Origin of the sequence: Pseudomonas sp. A0308 (genome assembly GCF_044218815.1) — a bacterium.
Classification (GTDB): Bacteria; Pseudomonadota; Gammaproteobacteria; order Pseudomonadales; family Pseudomonadaceae; genus Aquipseudomonas; species Aquipseudomonas iridis.
The window spans coordinates 962,873-986,493 of sequence record NZ_CP162581.1 but is presented as its reverse complement, the minus strand read 5'-3'; the positions used below and the strand labels follow the sequence as shown (position 1 = coordinate 986,493).

Annotated in this window: 21 protein-coding genes; 3 read left to right on the top strand and 18 right to left on the bottom strand. The window is 60.9% G+C overall.

Annotation, left to right across the window (positions count from 1 at the left end):
* The first annotated feature begins 74 nt into the window (after positions 1–74).
* Both AB4P92_RS04560 and AB4P92_RS04555 read left to right on the top strand, forming a co-directional pair.
* The gene (locus AB4P92_RS04560) at positions 75–1,568 is read left to right on the top strand and encodes a sensor histidine kinase (RefSeq protein ID WP_395598975.1); all 1,494 of its coding nucleotides are present in this window, start codon (positions 75–77) and stop codon (positions 1,566–1,568) included.
* On the top strand, positions 1,537–2,979 hold the full coding sequence (locus AB4P92_RS04555; protein ID WP_395598974.1) for a sigma-54-dependent transcriptional regulator: 1,443 nt from the start codon (positions 1,537–1,539) through the stop codon (positions 2,977–2,979). The genes AB4P92_RS04560 and AB4P92_RS04555 overlap by 32 nt, the downstream gene beginning before the upstream one ends.
* Positions 2,980–3,102: 123 nt before the next feature.
* On the opposite strand, the gene AB4P92_RS04550 is transcribed toward AB4P92_RS04555, so the two are convergent.
* Positions 3,103–3,453 carry a hypothetical protein gene (locus tag AB4P92_RS04550; RefSeq protein ID WP_042559780.1) on the bottom strand — a complete coding sequence of 117 codons (351 nt, stop codon included), beginning with the start codon at positions 3,451–3,453 and terminating at the stop codon, positions 3,103–3,105.
* A gap of 156 nt (positions 3,454–3,609) precedes the next feature.
* Here AB4P92_RS04550 and AB4P92_RS04545 point away from each other — a divergent pair, with 156 nt between their 5' ends.
* On the top strand, positions 3,610–4,407 hold the full coding sequence (locus AB4P92_RS04545) for a class I SAM-dependent methyltransferase (RefSeq protein ID WP_047300548.1): 798 nt from the start codon (positions 3,610–3,612) through the stop codon (positions 4,405–4,407).
* Between the two features lie 138 nt (positions 4,408–4,545).
* Here AB4P92_RS04545 and AB4P92_RS04540 read toward each other — a convergent pair whose 3' ends face one another.
* The 17 genes from AB4P92_RS04540 to AB4P92_RS04460 all read right to left on the bottom strand — a co-directional run bounded on the left by AB4P92_RS04540 (position 4,546) and on the right by AB4P92_RS04460 (position 23,306).
* A complete protein-coding gene (locus AB4P92_RS04540) occupies positions 4,546–5,238 on the bottom strand; it encodes a GNAT family N-acetyltransferase (RefSeq protein WP_210622484.1) in 693 nt (230 codons plus the stop codon).
* 113 nt (positions 5,239–5,351) lie between these two features.
* Positions 5,352–6,143 carry a ChbG/HpnK family deacetylase gene (locus AB4P92_RS04535; RefSeq protein ID WP_395598973.1) on the bottom strand — a complete coding sequence of 264 codons (792 nt, stop codon included), beginning with the start codon at positions 6,141–6,143 and terminating at the stop codon, positions 5,352–5,354.
* The gene (locus tag AB4P92_RS04530; protein ID WP_395598972.1) at positions 6,115–7,302 is read right to left on the bottom strand and encodes a GNAT family N-acetyltransferase; all 1,188 of its coding nucleotides are present in this window, start codon (positions 7,300–7,302) and stop codon (positions 6,115–6,117) included. Before AB4P92_RS04530 ends, AB4P92_RS04535 begins: the two co-directional genes overlap by 29 nt.
* Positions 7,303–7,306: 4 nt before the next feature.
* Entirely contained in the window at positions 7,307–7,996 is a 690-nt protein-coding gene (locus tag AB4P92_RS04525; RefSeq protein WP_042562123.1) for an N-acetyltransferase, read from the bottom strand.
* Between the two features lie 68 nt (positions 7,997–8,064).
* A complete protein-coding gene (locus AB4P92_RS04520) occupies positions 8,065–9,984 on the bottom strand; it encodes a hypothetical protein (RefSeq protein ID WP_395598971.1) in 1,920 nt (639 codons plus the stop codon).
* On the bottom strand, positions 9,981–11,285 hold the full coding sequence (locus AB4P92_RS04515; protein WP_395598970.1) for a lipopolysaccharide biosynthesis protein: 1,305 nt from the start codon (positions 11,283–11,285) through the stop codon (positions 9,981–9,983). Before AB4P92_RS04515 ends, AB4P92_RS04520 begins: the two co-directional genes overlap by 4 nt.
* Positions 11,282–12,283 (bottom strand): polysaccharide deacetylase family protein, encoded by a 1,002-nt coding sequence (locus AB4P92_RS04510; RefSeq protein ID WP_042559775.1) that lies wholly within the window; start codon positions 12,281–12,283, stop codon positions 11,282–11,284. Before AB4P92_RS04510 ends, AB4P92_RS04515 begins: the two co-directional genes overlap by 4 nt.
* Before the next feature lie 15 nt (positions 12,284–12,298).
* A complete protein-coding gene (locus tag AB4P92_RS04505; RefSeq protein WP_395598969.1) occupies positions 12,299–13,435 on the bottom strand; it encodes a glycosyltransferase in 1,137 nt (378 codons plus the stop codon).
* Positions 13,428–14,396 carry a glycosyltransferase gene (locus AB4P92_RS04500; protein WP_261737131.1) on the bottom strand — a complete coding sequence of 323 codons (969 nt, stop codon included), beginning with the start codon at positions 14,394–14,396 and terminating at the stop codon, positions 13,428–13,430. Before AB4P92_RS04500 ends, AB4P92_RS04505 begins: the two co-directional genes overlap by 8 nt.
* Positions 14,393–15,766 carry an O-antigen ligase family protein gene (locus AB4P92_RS04495; RefSeq protein ID WP_395598968.1) on the bottom strand — a complete coding sequence of 458 codons (1,374 nt, stop codon included), beginning with the start codon at positions 15,764–15,766 and terminating at the stop codon, positions 14,393–14,395. The genes AB4P92_RS04500 and AB4P92_RS04495 overlap by 4 nt, the downstream gene beginning before the upstream one ends.
* Positions 15,763–16,854 (bottom strand): glycosyltransferase family 4 protein, encoded by a 1,092-nt coding sequence (locus AB4P92_RS04490; protein ID WP_210622493.1) that lies wholly within the window; start codon positions 16,852–16,854, stop codon positions 15,763–15,765. The genes AB4P92_RS04495 and AB4P92_RS04490 overlap by 4 nt, the downstream gene beginning before the upstream one ends.
* Complete coding sequence (locus AB4P92_RS04485; protein WP_395598967.1) at positions 16,851–18,443, bottom strand: GumC family protein; 1,593 nt, start codon at positions 18,441–18,443, stop codon at positions 16,851–16,853. The genes AB4P92_RS04490 and AB4P92_RS04485 overlap by 4 nt, the downstream gene beginning before the upstream one ends.
* Positions 18,444–18,460: 17 nt before the next feature.
* Positions 18,461–19,486 carry a polysaccharide biosynthesis/export family protein gene (locus AB4P92_RS04480; protein WP_395598966.1) on the bottom strand — a complete coding sequence of 342 codons (1,026 nt, stop codon included), beginning with the start codon at positions 19,484–19,486 and terminating at the stop codon, positions 18,461–18,463.
* Positions 19,487–19,507: 21 nt separating this feature from the next.
* Positions 19,508–20,155 (bottom strand): CpsD/CapB family tyrosine-protein kinase, encoded by a 648-nt coding sequence (locus AB4P92_RS04475; RefSeq protein WP_042559768.1) that lies wholly within the window; start codon positions 20,153–20,155, stop codon positions 19,508–19,510.
* On the bottom strand, positions 20,155–20,901 hold the full coding sequence (locus AB4P92_RS04470; RefSeq protein ID WP_042559767.1) for a sugar transferase: 747 nt from the start codon (positions 20,899–20,901) through the stop codon (positions 20,155–20,157). Before AB4P92_RS04470 ends, AB4P92_RS04475 begins: the two co-directional genes overlap by 1 nt.
* Positions 20,902–20,919: 18 nt before the next feature.
* Entirely contained in the window at positions 20,920–21,957 is a 1,038-nt protein-coding gene (locus AB4P92_RS04465) for an NAD-dependent epimerase (RefSeq protein WP_042559766.1), read from the bottom strand.
* Positions 21,954–23,306, bottom strand: a complete 1,353-nt coding sequence (locus AB4P92_RS04460; protein ID WP_042559765.1) for a UDP-glucose/GDP-mannose dehydrogenase family protein — start codon at positions 23,304–23,306, stop codon at positions 21,954–21,956. Before AB4P92_RS04460 ends, AB4P92_RS04465 begins: the two co-directional genes overlap by 4 nt.
* Between the last annotated feature and the right edge of the window lie 315 nt (positions 23,307–23,621).

Sequence of the window (23,621 nt, the reverse complement as noted above, 5' to 3'; positions counted from 1 at the left end):
GCGGTCATTGCCACCTACACTCACACGTACCGGCGGCCGCAACCTATTTGATACATGCACTCCAGGGCACGTCCATGCAGCGACTGGAATCACAAAAAATATCGACTCCGAGCGCAACGGCAGAGGCCAGCAGAGGCTGGCGCGGGCAGTTCAATTTGCTGCGCTGGTTTTCGCTTGGCAGTTTTCTGATCATCGCGGCCGTAGCGTTGGGGTTGGGCTATATCTCCACGCGTTTTGTGGTCACCGAAAGCGTTGAGCGTGATGCGCTGCTCACCGCGCAATTCGTCCAGGCCATCGGCGAAGCCGAGATGCGCCACGCCAAAATCAATCCGAACCGCACCATGGGCGAAATGCTCGACCCACGCGAAGACAACAGTTATCCCGACGTCAATCCGGGGGTGCACGCTGCGGCGCGCATTGAGTTTCTCGATCATGTCGAACATTTGCCCGACGTTCTGCTGGCCACCGTTTATGCGCTCGATCGCACGATCATCTGGTCAACCAACCCGGAGCTGATCAACGTCAGGATTGAAGACGATGAAGAGCTGGACGAGTCGTTCGAAATGAAAGTCCCGGTAGCCTCCAGCTACCACAAGATCGACGACGAGAAGCCTGAGCAGCGGCTGTCGCGCGAGCCGAAATACCTGTTTATCGAGAACTACATCCCGATGTTCAATGCCGACCAAAGCAAAGTCGTCGCCATGGTCGAGATCTACAAGGAGCCGTCGGATCTTGTCGACCGGATCGACCGTGGATTCGCCTCGATCTGGGTGGCGACGCTGCTCGGCGGCGCAGCGATTTATCTCGCGCTGTTCTGGATCGTCCGCCGCACCGCAACGTTGCTGCAAAGCCAGCAGCAGCAACTGATCAGCAACGAAACCTTTGTCGCGCTGGGGGAAATGTCCTCGGCGGTGGCGCACAGTTTGCGTAACCCGTTGGCGACCATTCGCTCCAGCGCCGAACTCGCTCAGGAAATCGCCAGCGACGGCGCCCAGCGCAATATCGGCGACATCATCAGCCAGGTGGATCGCATGTCACGCTGGGTGCGCGAGTTGCTGGTGTCGTTACGGCCGATGAGTGACGACGGTGAAGCGGTGGACTTGCTCGCGACGGTCGAAGACACCCTCGGCGCGTTTGAGGCGCTGATTCGACGCAACGGGGTTGTCGTGCGATTCACCCCGCAAGATTGCCCGCCCATCGTCAGTCAGCAGGTGCTGCTCACGCAAATTCTCAACAGCCTGTTTGCCAACGCCCTTGAGGCGATGCCCAAGGGCGGAGTGTTAACGGTCGAGATCGAAACGCCCCAGCCCCATCAGGTGCGCATGACCCTGAGCGACACTGGCAAAGGCATGAGCGCGCAACAGCAACTGTTGGTGTTCAAACCGTTTTTTACCACTAAGCAGGGCGGACTCGGCGTGGGTCTTGCATTGGTCAGAAGAATCATGGAGCGTTTTCAGGGTTCGGTCGTCTTGACCAGCCGCGAGCAGGAGGGAACCCGCGTCAGTCTCAACTTTAAAGTGGCATCGGGAGGGGAATATGGAACACAGCATTCTGCTGGTCGAGGATGACGAATTGCTGGCCGACAATATTCAGACCTACCTGGAGCGCAAAGACTTCGAGGTGACTGTCTGCCATTCGGCCGAAGACGCGCTGGGGCAACTGGAAACCTTTATGCCCGACATCGTGCTGACCGACAACTCGCTGCCGGGCATGAGTGGACACGACCTGATCCAGAAGCTGCGCATCAGCGCGCCGGATCTCAAAGTGATCATGATGACCGGCTACGGCAACGTCGAAGATGCCGTGGTGGCGATGAAGGAGGGCGCCTTTCATTACGTCACCAAACCGGTCGCATTGCCTGAACTCAAATTGCTCCTCGACAAGGCCCTGGCCACAGAGCGAATGGAGCGCACGCTGTCGTTTTATCAGGAGCGCGAGGCGCAGAAATCCGGGGTGCAGGCGTTGATCGGCGAATCAGCGCCGATGCAGTACCTGAAGAACACCATCGGGCAGTTGCTCGACGCCGAACGTCGCATGGCCAACACCGATCTGCCGCCGGTACTGGTTGAAGGCGAAACCGGCACCGGCAAAGAATTGGTGGCCCGTGCATTGCATTTCGACGGCCCGCGCAGCAAAGGCCCGTTTATTGAATTCAACTGCGCGTCAATTCCGTCGAATCTGGTGGAGTCCGAGTTATTCGGTCATGAAAAAGGCGCGTTCACCGACGCCAAGGATCGGCGGGTCGGTCTGGTGGAAGCGGCGGACGGCGGCACGCTGTTTCTCGATGAAGTCGGCGAAATGGACCTGCTGTTGCAGGCCAAGCTCTTGAAGCTGCTGGAAGATCGCACCATTCGCCGTGTGGGTTCGGTGAAGGAGCGCAAGGTCAATTTGCGGGTGATCAGCGCGACCAACTGCAACCTTGAGCAAATGGTGCAGCAGGGTAAATTCCGGCGGGATCTGTTCTTCCGGTTGCGGATCATTTCGATCAAGGTCCCGCGCCTGCACACTCGTGGCGAAGACATCCTGCTGCTTGCCCGGCACTTCCTCGCCAGCCATGGCAAGCGCTATGGCAAACCGCATCTGCATTTCAGTGATCAGGCCGAAGAATTGCTGCTCAGTTACACCTGGCCGGGCAACGTGCGCGAGTTGCGCAACATGCTTGAGCAAACCGTGCTGCTGGCGCCGAACGACACCATCGCCGCGCATCAGTTGAATGTCTGTATGAGCCTGTGCGACGAGTTGCCGCCGCAGCATCAGCATCAGCATTACGAACCGGCGCCGCATTACGAGCCGCGTCCGGCCAGCAACATGGAGTCGATGAACCTGCCGGAAGTCGAGCGCGACATGGTGCGCAAAATGCTCGACAAGACCGACTGGAACGTCACCAAGTCCGCCCGCTTGCTGGGCCTGAGCCGCGATATGCTGCGTTATCGCATTGAAAAACTCGGCCTTGCCCGACCGGACAAACGCCAGTGGTAACCGGTGAGCTTTGGGCACCACAAAACCCTGTGGGAGCGGGCTTGCCCGCGAAGGCGTCCTGTCAGTCAACTGATATGGCGACTGACACTCCGTCATCGCGGGCAAGCCCGGCTCCCACAGGGTTTAGTGTTGATTCGGTGGGGCGAGGCAAGCCAACAGGCACGTCGGATCCAGCACCTCATCATTCACATAAATCCCACGCTCGGCATCGTACGTGCGGACAAACACCCGCACCGTCGCATCCGCCACGGTCGGCAGTTGTGAATCGCGAAACACGTGGCGATCCGGGATGACCACGAAATCCTGCGGCGCGGTGTCATCAAACGGCCGTGGCGGCTGTGCGGACAACGACGGCGGAGCGGGGTGGGCGAAGGGCTGGTTCGGCCCGTAGTAGATAAAATTGCTATCCAGCGCGTGCGCCTGTGTGGCGGCGAGCAGACAACCGGTCAACAACAGCCGTTCGAACATTTGCATGGCGGCACCTGCGAGTGCGGTTTTCCCCAAGGCTATTAACTATAGCTGCCCTGCGGCAGGTCCTACAGCGTTGGCTTACAAGTTTGCAACAACCGCAACTGGCGGGCTGATTTAGACTCGGATCCGCTCAATCACGAGCATCGTCCGGAGTGCGCCATGGAAGTGCCAAACAATAAAACCGCCATCGAAAGCAATCGTCAGGCGTGGAACGATTCCGCCCGTCACCATCAGGATTCGCCTGACTGGCAGGCGCTGCTCAGCGAAGTCGCTCAGGCGGACTTCTCCTGTCTTGATGAGACTTTGAGCGGATTGCTGGCGGTCGACGGTAAAGACGTGATTCAACTGGGCTGCAACAACGGCCGCGAAAGCCTGTCGCTGTTCGCCCTTGGTGCGCGCAGTGTGGTCGGTGTCGATCAATCGGCGGCGTTCCTCGAACAGGCGCGTGAGCTGAACAAGCGTTCACCGCACAGTGCTGAATTCATCGAAAGCGATATCCATCATTTGCCGACGTCTTTGCACAACCGCTTCGACGTCGCGCTGATCACCATCGGCGTACTGAACTGGATGCCCGACATTGGCGAATTTTTCCGCCACGTCGCGCAGGTTCTGAAACCGGGCGGACAACTGGTGATCTACGAAACCCATCCGTTTCTGGAAATGGTCGACCCTGACGGCGAAGACCCGTATCGCCTCGCGACTTCGTACTTCCGCGCAGAGCCGTTCGTGCAGGAAGAGCCGATCGTCTATGTCGGCAAGGTCGAACAGCAGGCGGCGAAATCCTACTGGTTCGTGCACAACCTCGGCGCGATCTTCAGCGGAGCCATCGGGGCAGGGCTGAACATTGCGCACTTCAAGGAATATGCGCATTCGAATCGGGAAGAGTTGTACGACCAATACCTGAACCAGCAAGCGCAGTTGCCGATGTGTTTCACCCTGGTTGCCACCAAGGCCTGAAGTTTTCCATTGTGACAAATGGCCTCTGCGCGAGCAGGCTCGCTCCCACATTGAATGCGTGCATGACGCACATCCAGTGTGGGAGCGAGCCTGCTCGCGAAGGCGGCCTCATGATCGCCACAATATTTCAGAGCTGAATCAAGCCCCCGCCGCCGCGCTCACGGTCGGCCGCCCCGGTTTGCGCAATGGGTCAAGCCGTGAGCCCTCATAACGGGTTTCGCGGAAGAATTTCCAGCGGCCGAACAGGCAGTAGACGTGAGTGACGCGTCCCTGCTCGTGGTAGCCCATGCGGATGTGCAGCTTCAGCGCCGGGATGTTGTGGGTTTCGCAAACGTCGACCACTTTGTTGCAGCCCTGCGCAGCCATGGCTTCCCAGAGGGCGACTTGCACGTCCACCGACAGGCTGCTGCCGAAATAGGCGCGGATCATTTCGCCACCGAATTCGAAGAACTCGCCGGGTAAAACCTTGAACACGCAGCCGTAATAGTGGCGGTCGTGATAATCGCGAATGCTCCCCCAGATGAAGCCCACCGCATGGCCGTCCGCATCGAGGTACATGTGCCCGGTGTGACCTTCGGCGGCCAGTTCGGCCATGGTTTCCACGCGATCACCAAAGTGCTTGGCGAACGCCCCGGCGTTCTGCGGCGTGATGTCGACCTTGCGCAGGCCTTCATAGGGCCGCAGCTTGTGCGGCGGCACCGGGCTGACAAGGTCGCGCTCCATCCACAACAATTCCCAGTGAAAGAACACGTAACGTTTCCACAACGTGCTGAAGGTGCGCCCGAGGCCTTTTTGCCGGATGCGTTCTTGTAGTTTTTCGATCACGCTCATGATGCCCTCCGAGGCCGGAGCCAGGGTGTTGTGGATGATGCTTGGGTGGGTATAGATCAAGCCTTTCAATTCATTTCAAAGTGCCATTTTCGAAGGATTGCAAGTTATGTAACTCAATCGAGTGCTGCCGTACCGCGTGCAGACTCCTTGTTCAGATCGGCATAGGAAACCCGCGCAACGCCGGTCAGCCGATGCGCTAGCACGAGGCTCAGAGACTCCTGAGGGGCGAGATAGGCATCGCCGAAATCAGCCCCGAGTTGCGTGGGATGCGCGACGATTTCCAGCACGCCATCGATCGGCACGCTGTTGCTGCGCAGATCCACCGGCGTGCAGACGTAATCGGCGGTGATCCCGGCCAGACTGTGCAAGCGCCAATTGAGCAAACCTTTGAACACGCGTTTGGCCAGGTTGAGGTTTTGCCCCAGATTGCGCGCCAGGCGAATCGGTACACCTTGATGCGCGGCGAAGCGGGCGACGATCTCGCCGATTGGCCAGATGTTGTGCACGTGCTGGTGTGAATCGATATGGCTCGGCCGCATGCCGTGGTCGACACAACGTTGCCATTGCGCCTGCAACTCATCGTGCACCGCGTCGCGATCCTCACGACTGAGCCGCAGGCTGTGACGCGCGAGGCTGAGGTCGAACACGCCGTGGCTGTCGCAAAACGTTTGGCGCGTGACAATCCTCTGGCTCAGGGGGCGCCCGTAAGTCAGGTTGAAGTGCAAGCCGATCCGGCCCGCCAGCGCGGGATGCCGGGCCATGGCGCAGGCCGCTTCGAACGCCGGCATGTTGGCCATGGTGGTGGCGGAACTGATGATCCCGGCCTGGAACGCCGCGAAGATCACCGCGTTCTCGTTCGCGCTGAGGCCGAAATCGTCAGCGTTGACTATGACTTGGCGAGGCATGTTCGCCCTCCGGGGTGATCGCGGCAGGTTTGACGGTGGGTGCAACGGCTTTGGCCGCGCGTCGGGCTCGCCACTGTTGCACGGTCGGTTTGAGTCGATGCCACAGGCGCAACGCCAGGCCCAGCGTCAGGCCACTGGGCCGCCAGGAATAGAAACTCCAGCGCCAGTGCTCCAGTTGCCCGGTCATGCGTTCATGCAGTTGATGGCTGGAATTTTCCAGGCTCACGCGCGAGGCATCGATCCAGCGCCAATGCTCGTCCAGGCCCCAGCGAATCCATTCCTCCAGCAATACCCGGCCACTGCCCAGATCAGCGTATTGCGGCAGGAAGGCGAGGTTGTAGTCGTAGAGCCGGCCATGTTCGAGCAGGCCGAGGCGATAGCTGATGCAACGCCCGTTCAGCTCCAGCGTGACCAGCCGCACCAGGCCCTGGCCGGCGAGGGCGATGAAGGCGCGCTCGATCAGTTGCCGACTTCGATCACTGGCAAAAATGCCGACACCTTCGTCACCTTTCCAGCTCACCGCTTCAACTTCGCTGATGGCTTGCAGCAATGGGCCCATCGACATCGCGTCCGGAACGATGCGCCGTACCTCGGCACCACACGCCGCAATCCGCTTGCGCGCCCGCCGCAGTTTATAGCGTGGATCGCCGGAGACTTCCTGATGATCGGCCTCACTGATCAAGTGCACCGGCACTCGACAACTCAGGCGTCGTTCACCCGTGGAGCTGCGGGCCATCCATTCGGTGAGGGCGCTTTCTTCACCGGCAGGTTCGGACAATTCGTTGAGTTGCAGCAACGCATGGGGCACTCGCTGATGGATCAACGCCAAGGCGTTGCACATGTCCTCACTGCCCAGCAATGACAGCAGCGCCAGTCGATCGGCCAACGGATAGCCCAAATGATGCAGCACCCGAAACGGCACGCCAAAGTAGCGCTCGCGACTCGCCACCAACGGCAGGCACAGCCGCAACTCGTCCGCGTCCCAACCCAGCAGAATGTGCAAGCGCTCACGCTCGCCAAGTGTCTGCTCGGCCGCGCACAACCAACCGAGGTGGTTGAACGGTGTGTGGTCCGTCACCCGCTGGCGCAATGCTTCATACGCCGCTGCCGGAAAATCGGCGGCGCACAACGAAGTGCGCCATTCGAATCGCATCACCATAAGCTCAGGTCACCGTGGCCGTTACGGGTGGGCGGGAAGGTTTGCGCAGTGCTTCCAGGCGCGAGCCGCTGTAGCGGGTCTCGCGGTAGAAGCGCCAGCGGCCGAACAGCATGTACACATTCATGATCCGCTGCTGTTCGGTATAGCCCATGCGCAGGTGCAGCTTGAGCGCCGGGATGTTATGGAATTCGCAGACGTCGACGACTTTGTCGCAGCCTTGCGCGGCCATGGCTTTCCACAGCGCCAACTGCACATCCACTGACAGTTCGGTGCCCCAGTAGGCACGGGTCAGTTCGCCGCCGAACTCGAAGAACTCGCCGGCATTCACCGGGAACAGGCAGCCGTAGTAATGCCGGTCGAAATAGTCCCGCACGGTGCCCCAGATGAACGCCACGGCATCGCCCTGATCGTCCAGGTGCATGTGCCCGGTATGCCCTTCGTTGGCCAGTTCGGCCATGGTGCCGACGCGGTCGCCGAAATAACGGGCGAAGGCGCTGGCGTTGTCTGCCGTGATCTTCACCACCCGCAATGGCGGATAAGGTTTGAGGCTGTGCGGCGGTACCGGGCTGGCCAGATCGCGCTCCATCCACAGCAGTTCCTGGTGGGCAAAGACGTAATGGTTCCAGGCTTTTTTTACGGTGGCAGTGAGTCCTTTCTGCCGTAGATGTTCAGTGAGGTTACGCAGCAGTTTCATGGTGTTCACTCCTGATGACGACGCATCGCGCGGCTCAAGGCTCGCGCGGCAGAACATCAAAAGGGCGGTCATGAGGCGCTCCAGTGCAGGGCGAACAGGGTTTGTCCTGGCAACGCGAAGCGCACGCGACCGTCCTCGCAGTGAAACGGTGCGTCGCGGCTGCGGTTGTCGGCGCCGAAATAACGCAACGCGCCTTTGTTCGACGGGCACCTGGCACCGCTCAGTTCCACACGCTGCAATCGCGTGCCTTTGTTCACCCCAAGCAAGCCACGCTGCTCGCCGTCGGCCATCGCCAGTACATCGACTTCAAAACCATCGTTGTCCAGCTGCAGCACTTGCTGCAGCCAATGCTGCGCGATGAACTGCTGCGCCAGCCCCACCGGTTTCAGTTCGAAATGATCGTCGCCGAGCACTCGCAACATGCCCTTGGGGTACTGCGGCTCATCGGCGGCCTGGAACCAGTTGAGCATTGTCAGCAAACCATCCTGCGAGGCGTTGATCACCACTGATGCCCACCACAGCGAGGCGTAATGGGTGTCCTGATCGTAGGGGCTGAGGCTGGAGCCGCTGGACATATTGGTCTGATCGAGAAGCAAGGCTTTGCGCGGCTGGCCATTGCCATCGAGGCCGACCAGTTCGGCAGCGCGGCGCACGCTGTCGCGGTAGACGCGGGTGGCGAGCAGGTCGCGGATCATCCATTCGTGCCACGCGAGCGCATCGACCTGATCGGCCGACTCACTCAGCAAACGCCGCGCCCAATCGATGCCGCGCTTGTCCGCCGCGTTGTCGGCGAACGGCCCGTTCACCAGCCGTGAACTGGCCGGCATGGCGATGCGCACGCCGGCCCTGGCATTCGCCGGATCACTGCGCACTTGCCGGGCCATGCTGGTGAAAATCGCCTGGTACTGCGCATAGCTCGAATAATTGAGGTTCGGCTCATCGGCGAAACCGATGTAATGCGTGCCTTTGCCACCCAGTGCCCGAGTACCGGCCAGCCACGCATCGAGGCCGCTGTTGCTTTGTACATCGGCGCGCAGATCGGCCTGACGCTGACTGCCGGCGAGCAGGGTGATGTCCTGTCGGATGCCGAAACGCTCCTGATACACCTGACGGAACGCGTCTTCGAAATGCGGGTTCTTCGCCGTGACGTCGACGAAGCTGTAGTAACTCGCCGCCGTCGGTTTCAGCGCATCGAGCGCGGCATGACTGGCCGGCGGCGGCATCACATAAGGCAGGGCAATGCCCAGATCGGGCGTTCGGCCGAGGACTTTGTCGTGCAGAACCAGGTGAATCTGGCCGACGTCTTCGCGCAGCGGTTTGAGCTGCTGCGCAGTTTGCGCAAACAGGTTGGCGGTGCCGTCGAGCCAGAACGCCGCTTTGCCGCTCCCTTGCAAACGCAAGCGCCAGACTTGCTCTTGTTGGCTGACCGGCAGTGCGACCTGATCGAACTGCCAATAGGCGCGATAGGGTTTCAGTGCCAGCGTCAGCGTTTGCTTATCGCCCACTCTCTGTGCCTGCAAACCGCTGACGCCGCCATGAAACTTGCCGGCCAGCACCGCGCGCTCGCCGGCGGCTACCTTGAAATACAACTCGTCGCCGTTACGCGTTTCGGCGCTGAAATGCACTTTGGCCGGGGCGAACAGCGCGACGGTTTTTTCGTCATGTTCAATCCGATAACCACGAAAGCTATAGCCGGGAATTTCCAGTCGACTGCTTGCAGCCCCGGGCAGCAAAGTCCAGGTCTGCGAACCGCGAGTTTCGCTGGCTTTGATCAGCCGTTCGCCCTGCAGCTTGCCCTGACCGTCTAGCAGATACAGATGTTCTTCATTGGCCTCGGCCTGCCATGCCGGCACCCATCGCACTGTCACGGTGTCCGGGCGATCCGCTTGCAGGTACAGACTGCCGTCGCGAATCTCGCCCCAGCGCATCGACGCGGCGAAGGCGTCGAGCGACAGGCTGACGCCGAACAGCAGGGCCAGGCCTTTCATGCGGCCTTCCGTTGCAGGATCTGCAGCATCGGCAGCACGTCACGGGGCAGGATGATCAGGGTGTGCCAGAACGGCACGCCGCTCAAACGGCAATAGAGCACCAGCATCGCCACGGTCACCGCCAGATAGGCAATCGACGATGCCGCTGCGGCGCCGACGATGCCGTAAGCCGGAATCAACACCAGGTTCAGCGCCAGATTGAGCAGGGCGCCGAGGCCCATCAGCAACGACACCGTGCCGGGGCGATCCTTGCCAATCAGATCCAGACGCAGAATGCTCGCGTAGCACAGACCCAGCAGGCCCGGCAGCAAGGCCAGCAGCGCCGGATAGGCCGGTTGATAAGCCGCGCCGAACAGCGTGACGATCAACCATTCGCCGATCACGGCCATGGTCAGGCAGGCGCCCAGCATCACCGTGGCGGTCAGGCGCAGGGCCAGCGGGGTGACTTTGTCCATGCCTGCGTCCTGTTGCAGCAGGCGCTTCATCAGCGGCGTCGTCACCGCCTCGGGAACGATCAGCAGCAGTTCGGCGGCGGCGCTGGCCATGGCGTAATGGCCGAGCGCGGTGCTGCCCAGCAGGGCGCCGATGAACAGGTAATCCGAGCGCAGAATCACTTGCTGGAACAGCAGGTCCGGATGGCTGCGGGCGCTGAAGCGCAGCAGCTCGTTCTGGCTGGCGCGGTCCCATTGCAGTTGCATCGGTTGCGCACGTTTGAGCCAGACCCAACCGGCCAGGACCACCAGACTGATCCCGGCCAGCCAACTGATCAGCGCCGCTTCCAGCGCTGCACTTTTCCACATCCAGAACAGCGCAAGAAACAGCAGCAGCGGCGCCAGCGATTCGGTCAGGCGCAAGACGTTGAACGCGACCACGCCGCCGGAAGCATTGTGCAGGGTCAGCAAGCCGCTTTTCAGCACCGTCAACGGCACCGCCAGCAGCAACAGCCAGGCGAGCAGACCGAGTTGCATCGTGATGTCGAGTTCAGTACCGAACTCACGCACCAGCGCCACCACCAGCAAGGTCAGCAGCCCCGCCAGCAGACAGCCGAACACCAGCACCTGAGCGAGCAGCAAGCCCATCGGCCGTTGCTTGGCGGCTTGATAACCGACCGCCGAATTCAGCCCGCCACTGGTGGCCGCGCTGATCAGGTCGGGCAAGGTACTCAGTAGCGCAAACAAACCGCGCTCACTGGGCCCGAGGATCCGCGCCAGCAACACGTTGCGCAGCAGGCGCAGGGCGATCATCGCCAGTTTGGTGCCCATGCTCAGCGCCAAATGTTTGAGATAGTGATTGCGGCTCATGGCCGTGCCCCGCGATAAATCCGCCACGACAGCAGTTCCGGATTGCGCGCGCTGCGTTGACTGACGCCGAAACGCGGCAGGTTCAGCGGGTCGCCTTCACCGCGATAAATGCCGGTGCCGGTGCCCAGCGCAAACGGGTAATCGTGATCGGCAATCTGTTGGCGCACGCGTTCATCGTTGTCGCCATTGGGGTAGCAATACACCGGTAATGGCCGATTGCAGCCGTTGTACAGGGCATCGCGGCTGCGCTTGATTTCTTCGTCCAGGCGCACATCATCCAGACCCGTGAGGATCGCGTGACTGGCGCCGTGCGGGCCGAACCGCACCAGCCCCGAAGCTTCGAGTGCGCGCACCTGATGCCAGTCCAGCGCTTGCGGTTGCGAGTCCTGCGGGCATTCGTCGGTCAGGCGATCCAGCTCGTGCGGTGCAAGCCTCTTGAGGCTTTGCAGGTAATGCAGCAGCGCCAGACTTCGGCGGTCGACATCGATGTCATCGACCAGCACCGGCAAGGGATGACCGCAGACGCGCAGGCATTCAATCAAATGCATCCGCGCCTTGTCGCCATGGCTGCCCCACAGTGTTTCGCCCAGGCTTTCCCACCAGAAGCGCTGGTGGCTGCCGATGAAGTCGGTGGAGAGGAAAATGCTCGCCGGCACCTGGTGTTTTTGCAGCAGCGGGAAGGCGTTGACCGCGTTGTCACGCCAGCCGTCGTCGAAGGTCAGTGCAACGCGTGGCCGTTCGGTGCGCAGCGAATTGGGCTGCAGAATCTCCATCAACGGCACGCAATCGAAATGCCTGCGCAGCCACACCAGCAAGTGCTCGAACGCTTTTGGGCCGACGCACAATTCGTTGCGGTGCGGCAGGTCGGCGGCGCGATCGTTGGCCAGCACCCGATGCAGCATCAGGATCACCCCGGCGCCGTGCAGCTGATTGCGGCCCACGGACGAATTGAGATAGAGCCAGCCACTGGTGCGTTTGAGTAGTTGTTTGATCGCCATGGCCTCAGTCCTTTTTTATCGATTCTGTTCCGGATTCCACTGGGCATACCGCTGGCCGCGCAGGAACTGCCACAGGCCGAGGCTCATCCCCGCCAGGGTGATCAGCAAAAATGCCGCCAGACGGAATGGTTTGGGCAAGCGGTGTTGCGAATCGAGCAGGCCGGCGATGGCAATCGTGTAGCCGATCAGCTGCGCGATCAGGCTCAAGCGATAAAAGCCGTGTTCTTGCCACAGCCAGAAGTTGCTCAGCAGCAAAGGCAGCAACAGCACGGGCGCCAGTCGGCGGATCAATTTGTGGCTGATCAAGGCGATCGAATACAGGCCATGCTTGAACGGATTGAGCAGCTCGCTGCGTTGCGCCAGGCTCTGCAAGCCGCCGACGGTAACGCGCTGACGCCGGCGAAATTGCTTGCCCGCCTCGTCGACGCCATGGTCGATCACTTGCGCTTCGGGCACGTAGACGATGCGTTTGCGTGCCACCGGAGCGCAGGTGCTGATGAAGAAATCGTCGTTGACCTCCGCTGGTACGTTCTGGAACAACTCGCGGCGCAGGGCGAGCAGGGCGCCATCGGCGGAGACCATGCAACCGGTGCGATTCTCCATACGGCGCAACCAGCCTTCGTAATGCCGATACAGGCTGTCACCGACGCTCAGGCCCCCGCCGGTGACCGGAATCACCATGTGCCCGGCACAGGCGCCAACTTGCGGATCGCTCAACGGCGCGAGCAAATGGCCGAGGGTGTCGCGTGACCATTGATTGTCGGCATCGGTGAACACCAGAATATCGCCGGTACTCAGCGCGGCGCCGGCATTCAGGGTCGCGGCCTTGCCCTGGCGGGACAGGTCGAGCACGGTGATGCGCGGGTCGACCACTTTGCGCGCGCAAGCCACGGTGTCATCTGTCGAGCCATCGCTGGCGAGGATGATCTGCAACGTTGCCGGCTGATAATCCTGAGCCAGCAGCGTGCGCAACTTGTGCTCGATGTGCCGCGCCTCGTTGTGCGCGGCGATCACGATGCTGATGTTCAGCGGCGGCGCCGGAGTATGGCGCCAGGCCGGGAACAGCGGCGCCAGCAGCGTCAGCAGCAGCGGATAGCCGAGATAGGCGTAGACCGGCAATAACAGGCACATCCAGAAAATGAACTCAGCCACGGGCAGGCCTCCTTGCGTTCCAATGACACAGACTCAGAATGAACGCGGCACCGGCCAGGTGCAGGCGCATCCAGTGCAAGCCCCACAATTGCAGGGTCAGGCCGATGTTTCGGTGTTTGATGCTCTGGCGAATGCTCAGTACCAGGCCGGGCACCAGGGTCAAGGCGACCATCAGTGTCGCGTGATGCGGGAAGCCGTCGAGCAGTGCCGAAATAGCCAGAAAATCCAGAACCCACACCGTGATCGACAGCAGGGGGAAGCGCAGCAGGCGCAGGCTCAAGCCATGGGTACGCAGCAGTTGCAGATGACTGCCCTGACGCCACATCTCCTTGCCCATCCACTCGCGCCAGTTCATTTCGTAGCCCCAGTGCAACGCGACCTGCTCATTGACCGACAGCAGGCGTGCACCGTGCTCGCGCAGGCGCAAGGTGAACTCCTTGTCTTCGCCGGTACGCAGGCTTTCGTTGAAACCGCCGACCTTGTCGAACCAGTGCCGGCGCATCAACAGGTTGGAACTGGGCAGCCAATCGACGACATGGCTGGCGTGGCTGGTTGGGCGCAACGTGCGGCGCTGCCATGCGCTGGCGTACCACGGCGCGGCGGCGGGCGTGTGCAGATCGAGGCCAAAAACATCGGCCTGGCCGCTGGCTTCGATGTCCAGCAGTGGGGTGAGCCAGTCTTCCGGCATCTCGATGTCTGCGTCGATGAACGCCAGCCATTCACCGCTGGCGATCGCCGTGCCGCGATTGCGCAACGCGCCGATCAACAGGCCCGGCATCACCAGCACCTGAGCGCCGAACTGGCGGGCAATCTGCGGGCCCTGATCGCTTGAACCGTTGTCGACCACGATCAATTCGCACTCGACATTGGCGGCGTGCGCGGCTTTTTGCGCAGCGAGCAGCGTGCGGCCAATGTGCCGAGCCTCGTTGTACATCGGAATGACGATACTGATCCGGCTCATGCGCGGGCCTCCTTCGTCAATGGCGCTTGTTCGGCTTTGAGGCGCAGCACGCTCGTCATGGCGAGCATGATCCACACGTATTTCTGGTTCGGTGCGCTGAGGAACATCAGAAACAACGTCAGCGACAGAAAACTCACGCCCAGATGCGTCATCAGATCCGCCTGCTGCCAGTCGCGGCGCAGCATCCAGGCGGCCCGCGCACGGATCAGGTTGTACAACCCAAGGCCCAGCATGCCGACAAACAGCAGTCCGGCAGGGACCCCGAGTTCGCTGAAGATTTCCAGGTAGGTGTTGTGTGCACGGCGGTACAGGTCGCCGATCTTGCGGTTGGCGGAAAACGCCTTGGCGTATCCGGTGGTCGCGTAGTGCAGCGGGAAAGTGCCGGGGCCGGAGCCGAGCAGCGGGTTCTCGCGGATCATCTGGCTGCCGACCACGATGTACGAGGCGCGGCGACCCAGGGATTCGTCGTTGTGGCCCTTGGCGCCCGCGCTCAGCACGCTCAGCGATTGAATGCGCGCGAGGTAACCGGCAGGCATCGCATAGATCGCCAATGGAATCACGATGGCCGCGCCAAGCATGGCAAAACCCAAATGCCGTGGGCGAATCCGCTTCAGTTGCGCGCGGTAGTGCCAGCAGCCGATCAACAGACTCAACGCCAGCACCACCAGCCCGGAACGCGACTCGGTTTTGGTCATGCCGCCCAACAGCAGCAGGCAGCAACCGCCCCAGAACAACCGATGCCACAGGTTCGGGCTGCGGATCACCAGCAGCAGGCCCAGCGGAATGGCGAAGGCGATCAGCAGGGCGAACGCGTTGGGGTCTTCAAGCAGCCCGGCGGCGCGGCCCTGGTCCTGGAATTTGCTTGAGAACATCGCCATGGCGCAGGTGGTGCTGACCGCCAGGGTCACCAATCGGGCGAACAGGTCGAGGTTAAGCTCGCGGCCGATCAGCAGGGTGATGACAAACAGGATCAGACCGACACCGAGTTCGCGCAGGTGCCCCAGCGACATGCCCATGTCATCGGTGTTGAACAGGCTCAGAAAGTACAGAACCATGAACCAGATCAGGTAGCGCCAGATATTACTGCGCAGGCGCTCCGAGGGAATCTGGTGCAGCGCCAGTTGCAGCATCAGGATCACCGCCAGTGATGCGCCGATCAGCTTGCTTCCGGACAGCATGTTGTCCTTGAAAAAACCTTCGAACGGCACCAGGGCGGCGATGCCGAGCAAGCCCCAGGACGGCTTGCGATACAACACGGCAAACCCTACCAGACCCAGGACTGCCCCCGGCGCCAGATACGGATAAGGGCTGGCCAGCAAAGCAATGCAGACCAGACTGAGCAGACTGACGATCGAGAGCGGGAAAATCATGCGCGTGCCTCCCGTGCCGTGCGGATGTACAGCTGCGACCAGCGCTCGGCGAGAGCCTTGAGGTCGTAGCGATCCAGTTGCGTGCGTTTTGCGTTATCACGCAGTTGCCGCGCCAGTTTCGGCTCGGTCAACAGCGTGTCGAGCTGACGGGCGAGGGCCGCGCTGTCGACGGGTTCGACGAGCAAACCGTTGTGTCGGTGTTCCAGCACATCGGGAATCCCGCCAACGCCAAACGCCACCACCGGCACACCGGCCTGCATCGCCTCCAGCAAAATCATCGGCGTACCCTCGGTGCGCGAGCTGATCACCAGCGCATCGAGTTGCTGCCACCACGGTTGCATGGCGATCTGGTAACCCGGCAGACGAATCCGTTGCTGCAAGCCAGCGGCATCGATTCGCGCCTGCAATACCTCGCGTTCCGGGCCGTCGCCGAGCATCACCGCATCCAGTTGCGCATGTTGATGACACAGCGGGATCAGCGCATCGAGAAACAGATCCGGGCCTTTCTCGCTGCTCAGACGTCCGACATAACCCGCGAGCCAGCGCTGCCGGCCGACGTCATGCACCAGCGCCGCCGCGGCTGGCAAACCATTGGGAATTACCTGCAGCTTCTCCGCCCGTACGCTGGCCTGACGGTGCAGCAGCGCGATGCTTTCCGCGACGCAGACCACCCGATCTACCGAGGCGGTGCGGCACAGTTGCAGGCTCAACCAGGTGTAGAACTTTTGCTTGCGGCTACGCGGGGTGAAGCCGTGTTGGGTGATCACCAGCGGCAGGCGCAACAACGTTGCGCCGACCCAGCCAAACAACAGGCCTTTGAAGTTGTGGGTGTTGATCAGCGGCTGCTCGCTTTGCCGCTGCCGCAAGTGCCGCAGCAACTCCCCCAGCCCGGCACAGCCCCGGCAGTCCACCCCGGCCTCACGAAACCGCGCGATCAGCTCTGCTGGGGCGTCGAGGAACAGCACCTGATGCTGCCCCGGCGTCGCCAGGCAATGATCCAGCAACATCCGTTCAGCCCCATAGAAACCGCCGCTGCTGAGCAAATGAATGATCGGCAGGGCGGCGTTCGGGGCGGGCGCCGTGTTCAATTGCGCACCCAGTGCAGGAAGCTTGGCACCGTCCAGCTCTTGTGCGGATTGCTTGGCAGCACATTCTGGTCGTTGATCACCAACAGCACCGGCAAGCCCAGTTCGTGGCTGATTTGCGCCGGGTGTTTGAAGCGGTGATCGAAGAACTCACGCACGTAGACCAGCGCGATCGCCAGCAACAGCCCGGTGAGCAGGCCGAATGGGATAATCAGCCCCGGTTTCGGGAAGGCCGCCTCGGTCGGTTCGAACGGCGGGCTGAGTACCCGGGCGTTGGACAGGTCGTCGTTGAGCGAGCGCGTGGTGCTGCTTTCGGCAAAGCGCTGGGCGTAGGTCGAAAAAGCGGCGTGCATCGCATCAATCTCGGTGTCCATCTGCCGCAGCTTGCTCTGGGTTTGCTGCAACTCGTGGATGCGGTTCTTGAACTCGGTGATGCGCGCGGTTTTCTGGTCGATCACCTGCTTGACCACGGCCAGATCGGCGGTGCGTTCCTGGATGCGGTTGCTCACCACTTTGAGGAACTGCTGACGGGTGCGGGCGATTTGCTCGCGGGTCAGCAGCATCGGTTCACTGCCAGGCTGGAAGACCGCCAGATCGTTCATGTAACGGCTGACCTGCGTGGTCAGTTGTTCGCCCATCTGTTTGATCTCCCGGTCCTCGAACGCCACGTTGTCGACGGTGGTGGTGAAGGTGAAGGGGAAGGTGTAATCGTTGAGCTTGCTGCTACTGGCGGCGGCCATAGCGGTTTTCAGGTATTCGAGCCAGCGCTGGCTCTGCAACAGGCGATCCTGATACAGGTTCAGCGCCTGCTCTTCGGTGTTGATCGCGTTCAGGCGGAAGGTGATCTCTTCCTTCGGATCCGAGGCGCCGACACTTTCCAGCAAGGCCTGACGGTTGCCTTCCAGACCATCGAGACGCACTTGATAGAGGTGCTTCTTCGATTCGTAGAAAGACTGCGGCAGGTCGATCGATTGCAGCGCCTGACGGCTGACCAGATAGTTCTGCAGCAGGGCACCGACAAACGTCGTGCCTTGATGCGGGTCCGGGAAGCTGTAGATGATCGAGATCACGTTGGAGCCGGGCAGGGTCTCGATCTTCAGGCTATCGATGGCCTGTTGGGTCAGCGCATCGAGCGTGGTGTCACGCACCGGATCGGTCTCCAGCCCGAGCATGTTGCGCGTCGGGTTGATCACGTATTCGCGCAGCGGCGAACTGACGTAGCGCTTGAACGGCTCGCTCACCAGTTTGCTGAAGATGCCCGGCGAAGGCGTGTATTCGCCCTTGTCGCGCAACTCGCTGATGGTCTGGCGGATCAGCGCTGGCGACCGGAGGATGTTGCTCTCGGTTTCCATGTCCGCCAGCGACGGCGGGATGAAGGTGGCGTTGTCCACCGTGAGCGACGTGGTGGCGTCACCCTGGGAGAGTTTTTTCGACTGCACGATCACCTGCGCGGTGATATCGAAGCTCTGTTTGAGCACCAGCGGCAGCAGCAGGGCGATGACTGCAAAGATCAGGAAGACCCGTTTCACCAGACGCTTGTTGGCGAAGAAGATCCTGAAGAACTCATGCAGGTAGTTTTCCTTTGGATTCATGGTCGGTCACCTGAGAGTCAGTTGTTGTTGCTGTCTTTGTTGTCGACGCGGTAGCCGAAGCTGAAGCCCACGCCCTGGAACAACACCACGTCCGCCAGTTGCCGAGCCAGTTCACCGGCGCTGGCCAGTTTGGTTTTCGGCACGAAAAGCATGTCGTCGGGTTGCAGATAAGCGATTTGCGAAGCATCGCCGGACAAGGCTTTTTCGACGTCGTAGTGCACCGCCTGCACCTGATTGCCGTTGCGGCGCATGATCACCACCGAATCCAGCCGTGCCTTGACGTTGGTGCCACGCGCCAGGGTCAGCGCTTCGAGTACCGACACCGGCCGGCGGATCGGGTAGGAACCCGGTTGGCCGACTTCACCCAGTACGTAGATCTCGTTGCCAGCGGTGGACTTGAGCAGCACATCCACAGTCATCCGTCCGGGCAGTTGCGCGTACTTTTGATTGAGGAAGGTTTCCAGTTGATTGACGGTCATGCCTTGCAGCGGCACGGTGCCGATTTCCGGGAAGCTCGCGTAACCGTCGGTGCCGACGGTGATCTCGCGGCTCATGCCGGTGGCCGGGTGGTTCAGTGCATTTTTCAGGTTCTGTTCGTTGGTCAGCGGGCTGATGATCTGCACCGTCAGCTGATTACGGTTGGGCTGGAACAGTTGTTTGCGCTGATAGACCCGCTGGATTTCCTGCCGCGCCTCATCGCTGGTCAGCCCGGCGATTTTCACCGAGGTATTGGCGCCCGGCAGTTCGATGGTGCCGTCGGGCAGCACCAGTTGGTTGCCGTTGAGCTGGCTGGCAGCGGTGAAATTCAGGCCGATCTGATCACCCGACTGCACGCGGTAGGCATCCGAGCCGCTGGTGCTGATGCGGAAGATCACGTCCAGCACATCCTGCGGGCGCAGGGTCTGCTCGATCTTCGGCATATCGGTTGCCTGGGCGTTGGCCGGGGTGGCGGTGAGGATATTCACCGGCATATTGCGGGTATCGGAATTGCTGGAGCAGCCCGCAAGCGGCAGCAACAGCAAGACAAGCATTTTGGCGTTCATGGCGTCATCCTTTGCGGTTGCTCACAGATTTTTGTAAAGCCACTTGGGCATGTAGTACTTGCGCCGGTTGAACACGCTGCCGACCACTTTTGCCCCGGCCTGGGTAAGGCGTTGCACGGCGGCCTGGGCGACTTCCCAGCGAGTGTCTTCGGCGCGAACCACGAACACCACGCCATCGACCTGAGTGCTGATGACCAGCGTGTCGGCGGCGGAATACACCGCGTCGCCATCGATCACTACGAAGCGGTACCGGCTGCCCAACTGATCGAGTAACGGGCTCAGGCGCTCGGCGGTCAGGTGTTCCATGGTGCGGATCGGCCGGCCGTTGGGCAGCACGTCGAATGGCAGGCTCGAAATCTGCACCACGCAGTCCTGCAACAGCGGCGGGTTGTCCGGGTTGAACAGCAGGTCGCGCAGGCCGCGCTCCTTGCTCAGGTTCATCTGCTGGGTCAGGTTGCTCGCCGATTGGCTGGCGTCGACCAGCAGCACCTGGCCGCTGCTCATCTGCGCCAGTTGACTGGCCAGTGCCAGCGCGCTGGTGGTGGTGCCGGCGCCGGGGTTGGCGGCGGTCAGGAACAGAATCCGCAGATCCAGATCCAGCACGGTCGAGGTCAGGTTCGATTCGCTGGGGTTGGCGATGCTCAGGCTTTTATTGGTTGAACCGTCCATTAGCTTGCTCCGTGGCCGCTGAATACTTTGAAGGGGGTTTTCAACAGGATCTTCAGATCAAGCAGAAGGCTCTGCTCGGCGATATAGCTGAGGTCCAACTCAACGCGCTGGTCGAAGTCGATGTTGCTGCGTCCGGAGATCTGCCACAGGCCGGTCATTCCGGGATAGATGCTCAAGCGAGCGAGGTGATTGTCCTTGTAGCGGTAAGCATTGAAGGAGGTCGGACGGGGGCCGACCAGACGCATGTCGCCGCTGATCACGTTGATCAGGTTGGGCAGTTCGTCGAGGCTGGTGCGGCGCAGAAAGCCGCCGATGCCGGTGATTCTCGGGTCCTTGTCGATCTTGAAATCAATCGCGTCGGCCCCGTGCTTGTTCAGGTGGCGCAACGATTCTTTAAGGTCTTCGGCGTTGGCGACCATGGTGCGGAATTTGTACATGCCGAATTTGCGCCCGCGATAACCGGTGCGTTTCTGCACGAACATCACCGGCCCCGGGCTGGTGAACTTGACGGCCAGCGCCAGGCCGATCAACAGCGGCGAAAACACCAACAGAATCGCCAGGGCGCCGAGACAAGCCACAATCCGATTGGTCCGCGACACCTGCCATGGCCGGCCACCGTCACGGCCAGTCACCCAACCGCGACCCTGGCGATGAATCGCGGCATCGAGGCGCATGCGGTGCTCGGGGTCTATGCGCTTGTCACGACGCAGTTCCTGCATCGGCATCGCTTTCTCATGTCCAGTCATAACGTTCTCCACTGATGGTCAGCCGCGTGCGGCGCGTGGGCGATAGGCAGTTGGGTAGTAGTCACGGAACCAGGCGATGAAGCGCCCGAGTCCTTCATCCAGCGCTATCCGGGGCTGAAAACCGGTGGCCTGGGCCAGATCGCTGGCTTCGGCACAAGTGTTGAGGACGTCGCCCGGCTGCAAGGGCAGCAGTTCGACCACGGCTTTTTGACCGAGGTGTTTTTCGATCAGCGCCAGGTAGGTTTTCAGTTCCACCGGGTGCTGGCCGCCGATGTTGAACAGCCGCCACGGCGCCATGCTGCTGGCGGGATCGGGCTGTTCGCGGTTCCATTCAGGGTTGGCTTGTGGCGGTTGCGGGATGAGGCGGGCGATGCTTTCGATGATGTCGTCGATGTAGGTGAAATCGCGCTGATGCTCGCCGTAGTTGAACAGCTTCAGCGGTTGCCCCTCGCTGATCGCCTTGGCGAACTGGATCGGCGACATGTCCGGCCGGCCCCACGGCCCGTACACGGTAAAAAAGCGCAGCCCGGTGCAGGGAATGCCAAACAGGTGGCTGTAGCTGTGGGCCATCAGTTCGTTGGCTTTCTTGGTCGCTGCGTACAGCGACAGCGGATGATTGACGCCGTCCTTCACCGAATACGGCGTGGTCTGGTTGGCGCCATACACCGAACTCGACGAGGCGTAGATCAGGTGCTCGACCGGATGCTGCCGGCAGCTCTCCAGAATGTTGAGGAAACCCTGCAGATTGCTGTCCAGGTAGGCCCGCGGATTCTCCAGCGAATAACGCACCCCGGCTTGCGCGGCGAGGTGGATTACCACTTGTGGACATTCCCGGACGAACAGCGCTTCGATGGCCGACGCATCGGCCAGGTCAACCGTAGCGAGCTGGAAATCGCCGACCTGCTCACGCACCCATTGCACGCGATCGTGCTTGAGCTGCGGATCGTAGTAGGCGTTGAAATTATCCAGACCGACCACTGTGTGTCCATCGCGCATCAGCCGCAAAACGCAATGGGCACCAATGAAGCCGGCCGCGCCGGTGACCAGGATTTTCATGGGCGCAGCCCTTCGGGGGCGATGTGGCGCAGGCCGATGCCGCTGTAATGCAGGCCGGCAGCGGCCAGATGTTCCGGGTTGTAGAGGTTGCGACCGTCAATCACCACCCGCGCTCGAAGCTTGCTGGCCAGCCACTCGAAATCCACCACGCGGAAGTTTTTCCACTCGGTGCAGATCACCAGCGCATCGGCATCTTCCAGCGTGTCGTCGCGGGTGGCGCACAGGTGCAAATCGTTACGGTAGCCATAGAGGCGCCGGCACTCGGACATGGCTTCCGGGTCGTACGCCTGCACGCTGGCACCTTCGGCCCACAGCGCATCCATCAAGTAACGGCTGGGGGCTTCACGCATGTCGTCGGTATTGGGCTTGAACGCCAGGCCCCAGATCGCGATGGACTTGCCGGCCAGGCCCTGGGGGAACTGCGCTTTCAGTTTGCTGAAAAGGATGTGCCGCTGACTGTCGTTGACGTCAGTGACGCTGCGCAGCAGTTTCAACGGCATGCCGTTGTGTTCGGCGGTGTGCAGCAGAGCGCGCAGATCCTTGGGGAAACACGAGCCACCGAAGCCGCAGCCCGGATAGATAAAGTGATAACCGATGCGCGGGTCGGAACCGATGCCCTTGCGTACTGATTCGATGTCGGCGCCCAGCAACTCGGTGAGGTTGGCCAGCTCGTTCATGAAGCTGATGCGCGTGGCGAGCATCGCGTTGGCCGCGTATTTGGTCAGCTCGGCGCTGCGGTTATCCATGAACATGAGTTTTTCGTGGTTGCGGCAGAACGGCGCGTACAGCTCGCTCATTTGCTCGCGGGCCTCTTCATCGCGGGTGCCGACGATGATCCGGTCGGGGCGCATGCAATCGGCGAGGGCGCTGCCTTCTTTGAGGAATTCGGGGTTGGAGACCACGCGCACGTTCAAATCGGTCCTGCCGCGGCGCAGCAATTCGCTGTTGGCGGTGGCGAGGACTTGATCGGCGGTACCGACCGGCACCGTGGATTTGATGATCAGGGTACGATCGGCCTCCATTAAACCGGCGATCTGACGGGCAACGTTGAGCACATGGCTGAGGTCCGCGGAGCCGTCTTCATCGGCCGGGGTGCCAACCGCGATGAAAATCAGCTCGGCGTGTTCGACCGCGTCGCTGGCCTGAGTGCTGAACAGAAGGCGCGCAGCCTTGATGTTTTCTTCAAGTGCGCTGGACAGCCCTGGTTCGCTAATGGGCGGCACGGCTTGTTGCAGTTGTTTAATCTTCTTCGGGTCTATGTCAACACATAAAACCCGATGTCCGACATCTGCAAGTGCAGCAGCTTGTATAAGTCCAACATAGCCCGTGCCAAATACGCTCACGTCCATCTGCGCACCCTCGATAGAGCGAAAAGAAGAAGTTTTTAGAAGACCGTAGAAGGGGTATAGCGCAGTGTTTGGAAAGCGTGTCAGCAAAATGACATGTTGCACCTGTATAACACTTGAGGGTTTTTTGGCGATTGGCCATCAAGTCATTGCTGCGATTGGATTTGTTGATTTTTTGCAGATTTGTTCAGATTCAGAATAAGCGATAAACGGTTGTAAGCCTTACATTTAAAGGCTTCTGGCGCTGAAGGTGTGTCAGATTTGAGTCAACGTTTTTTTGACGCTTTACCGGAGAATCAGTCAATTCTTGCGCTTTGA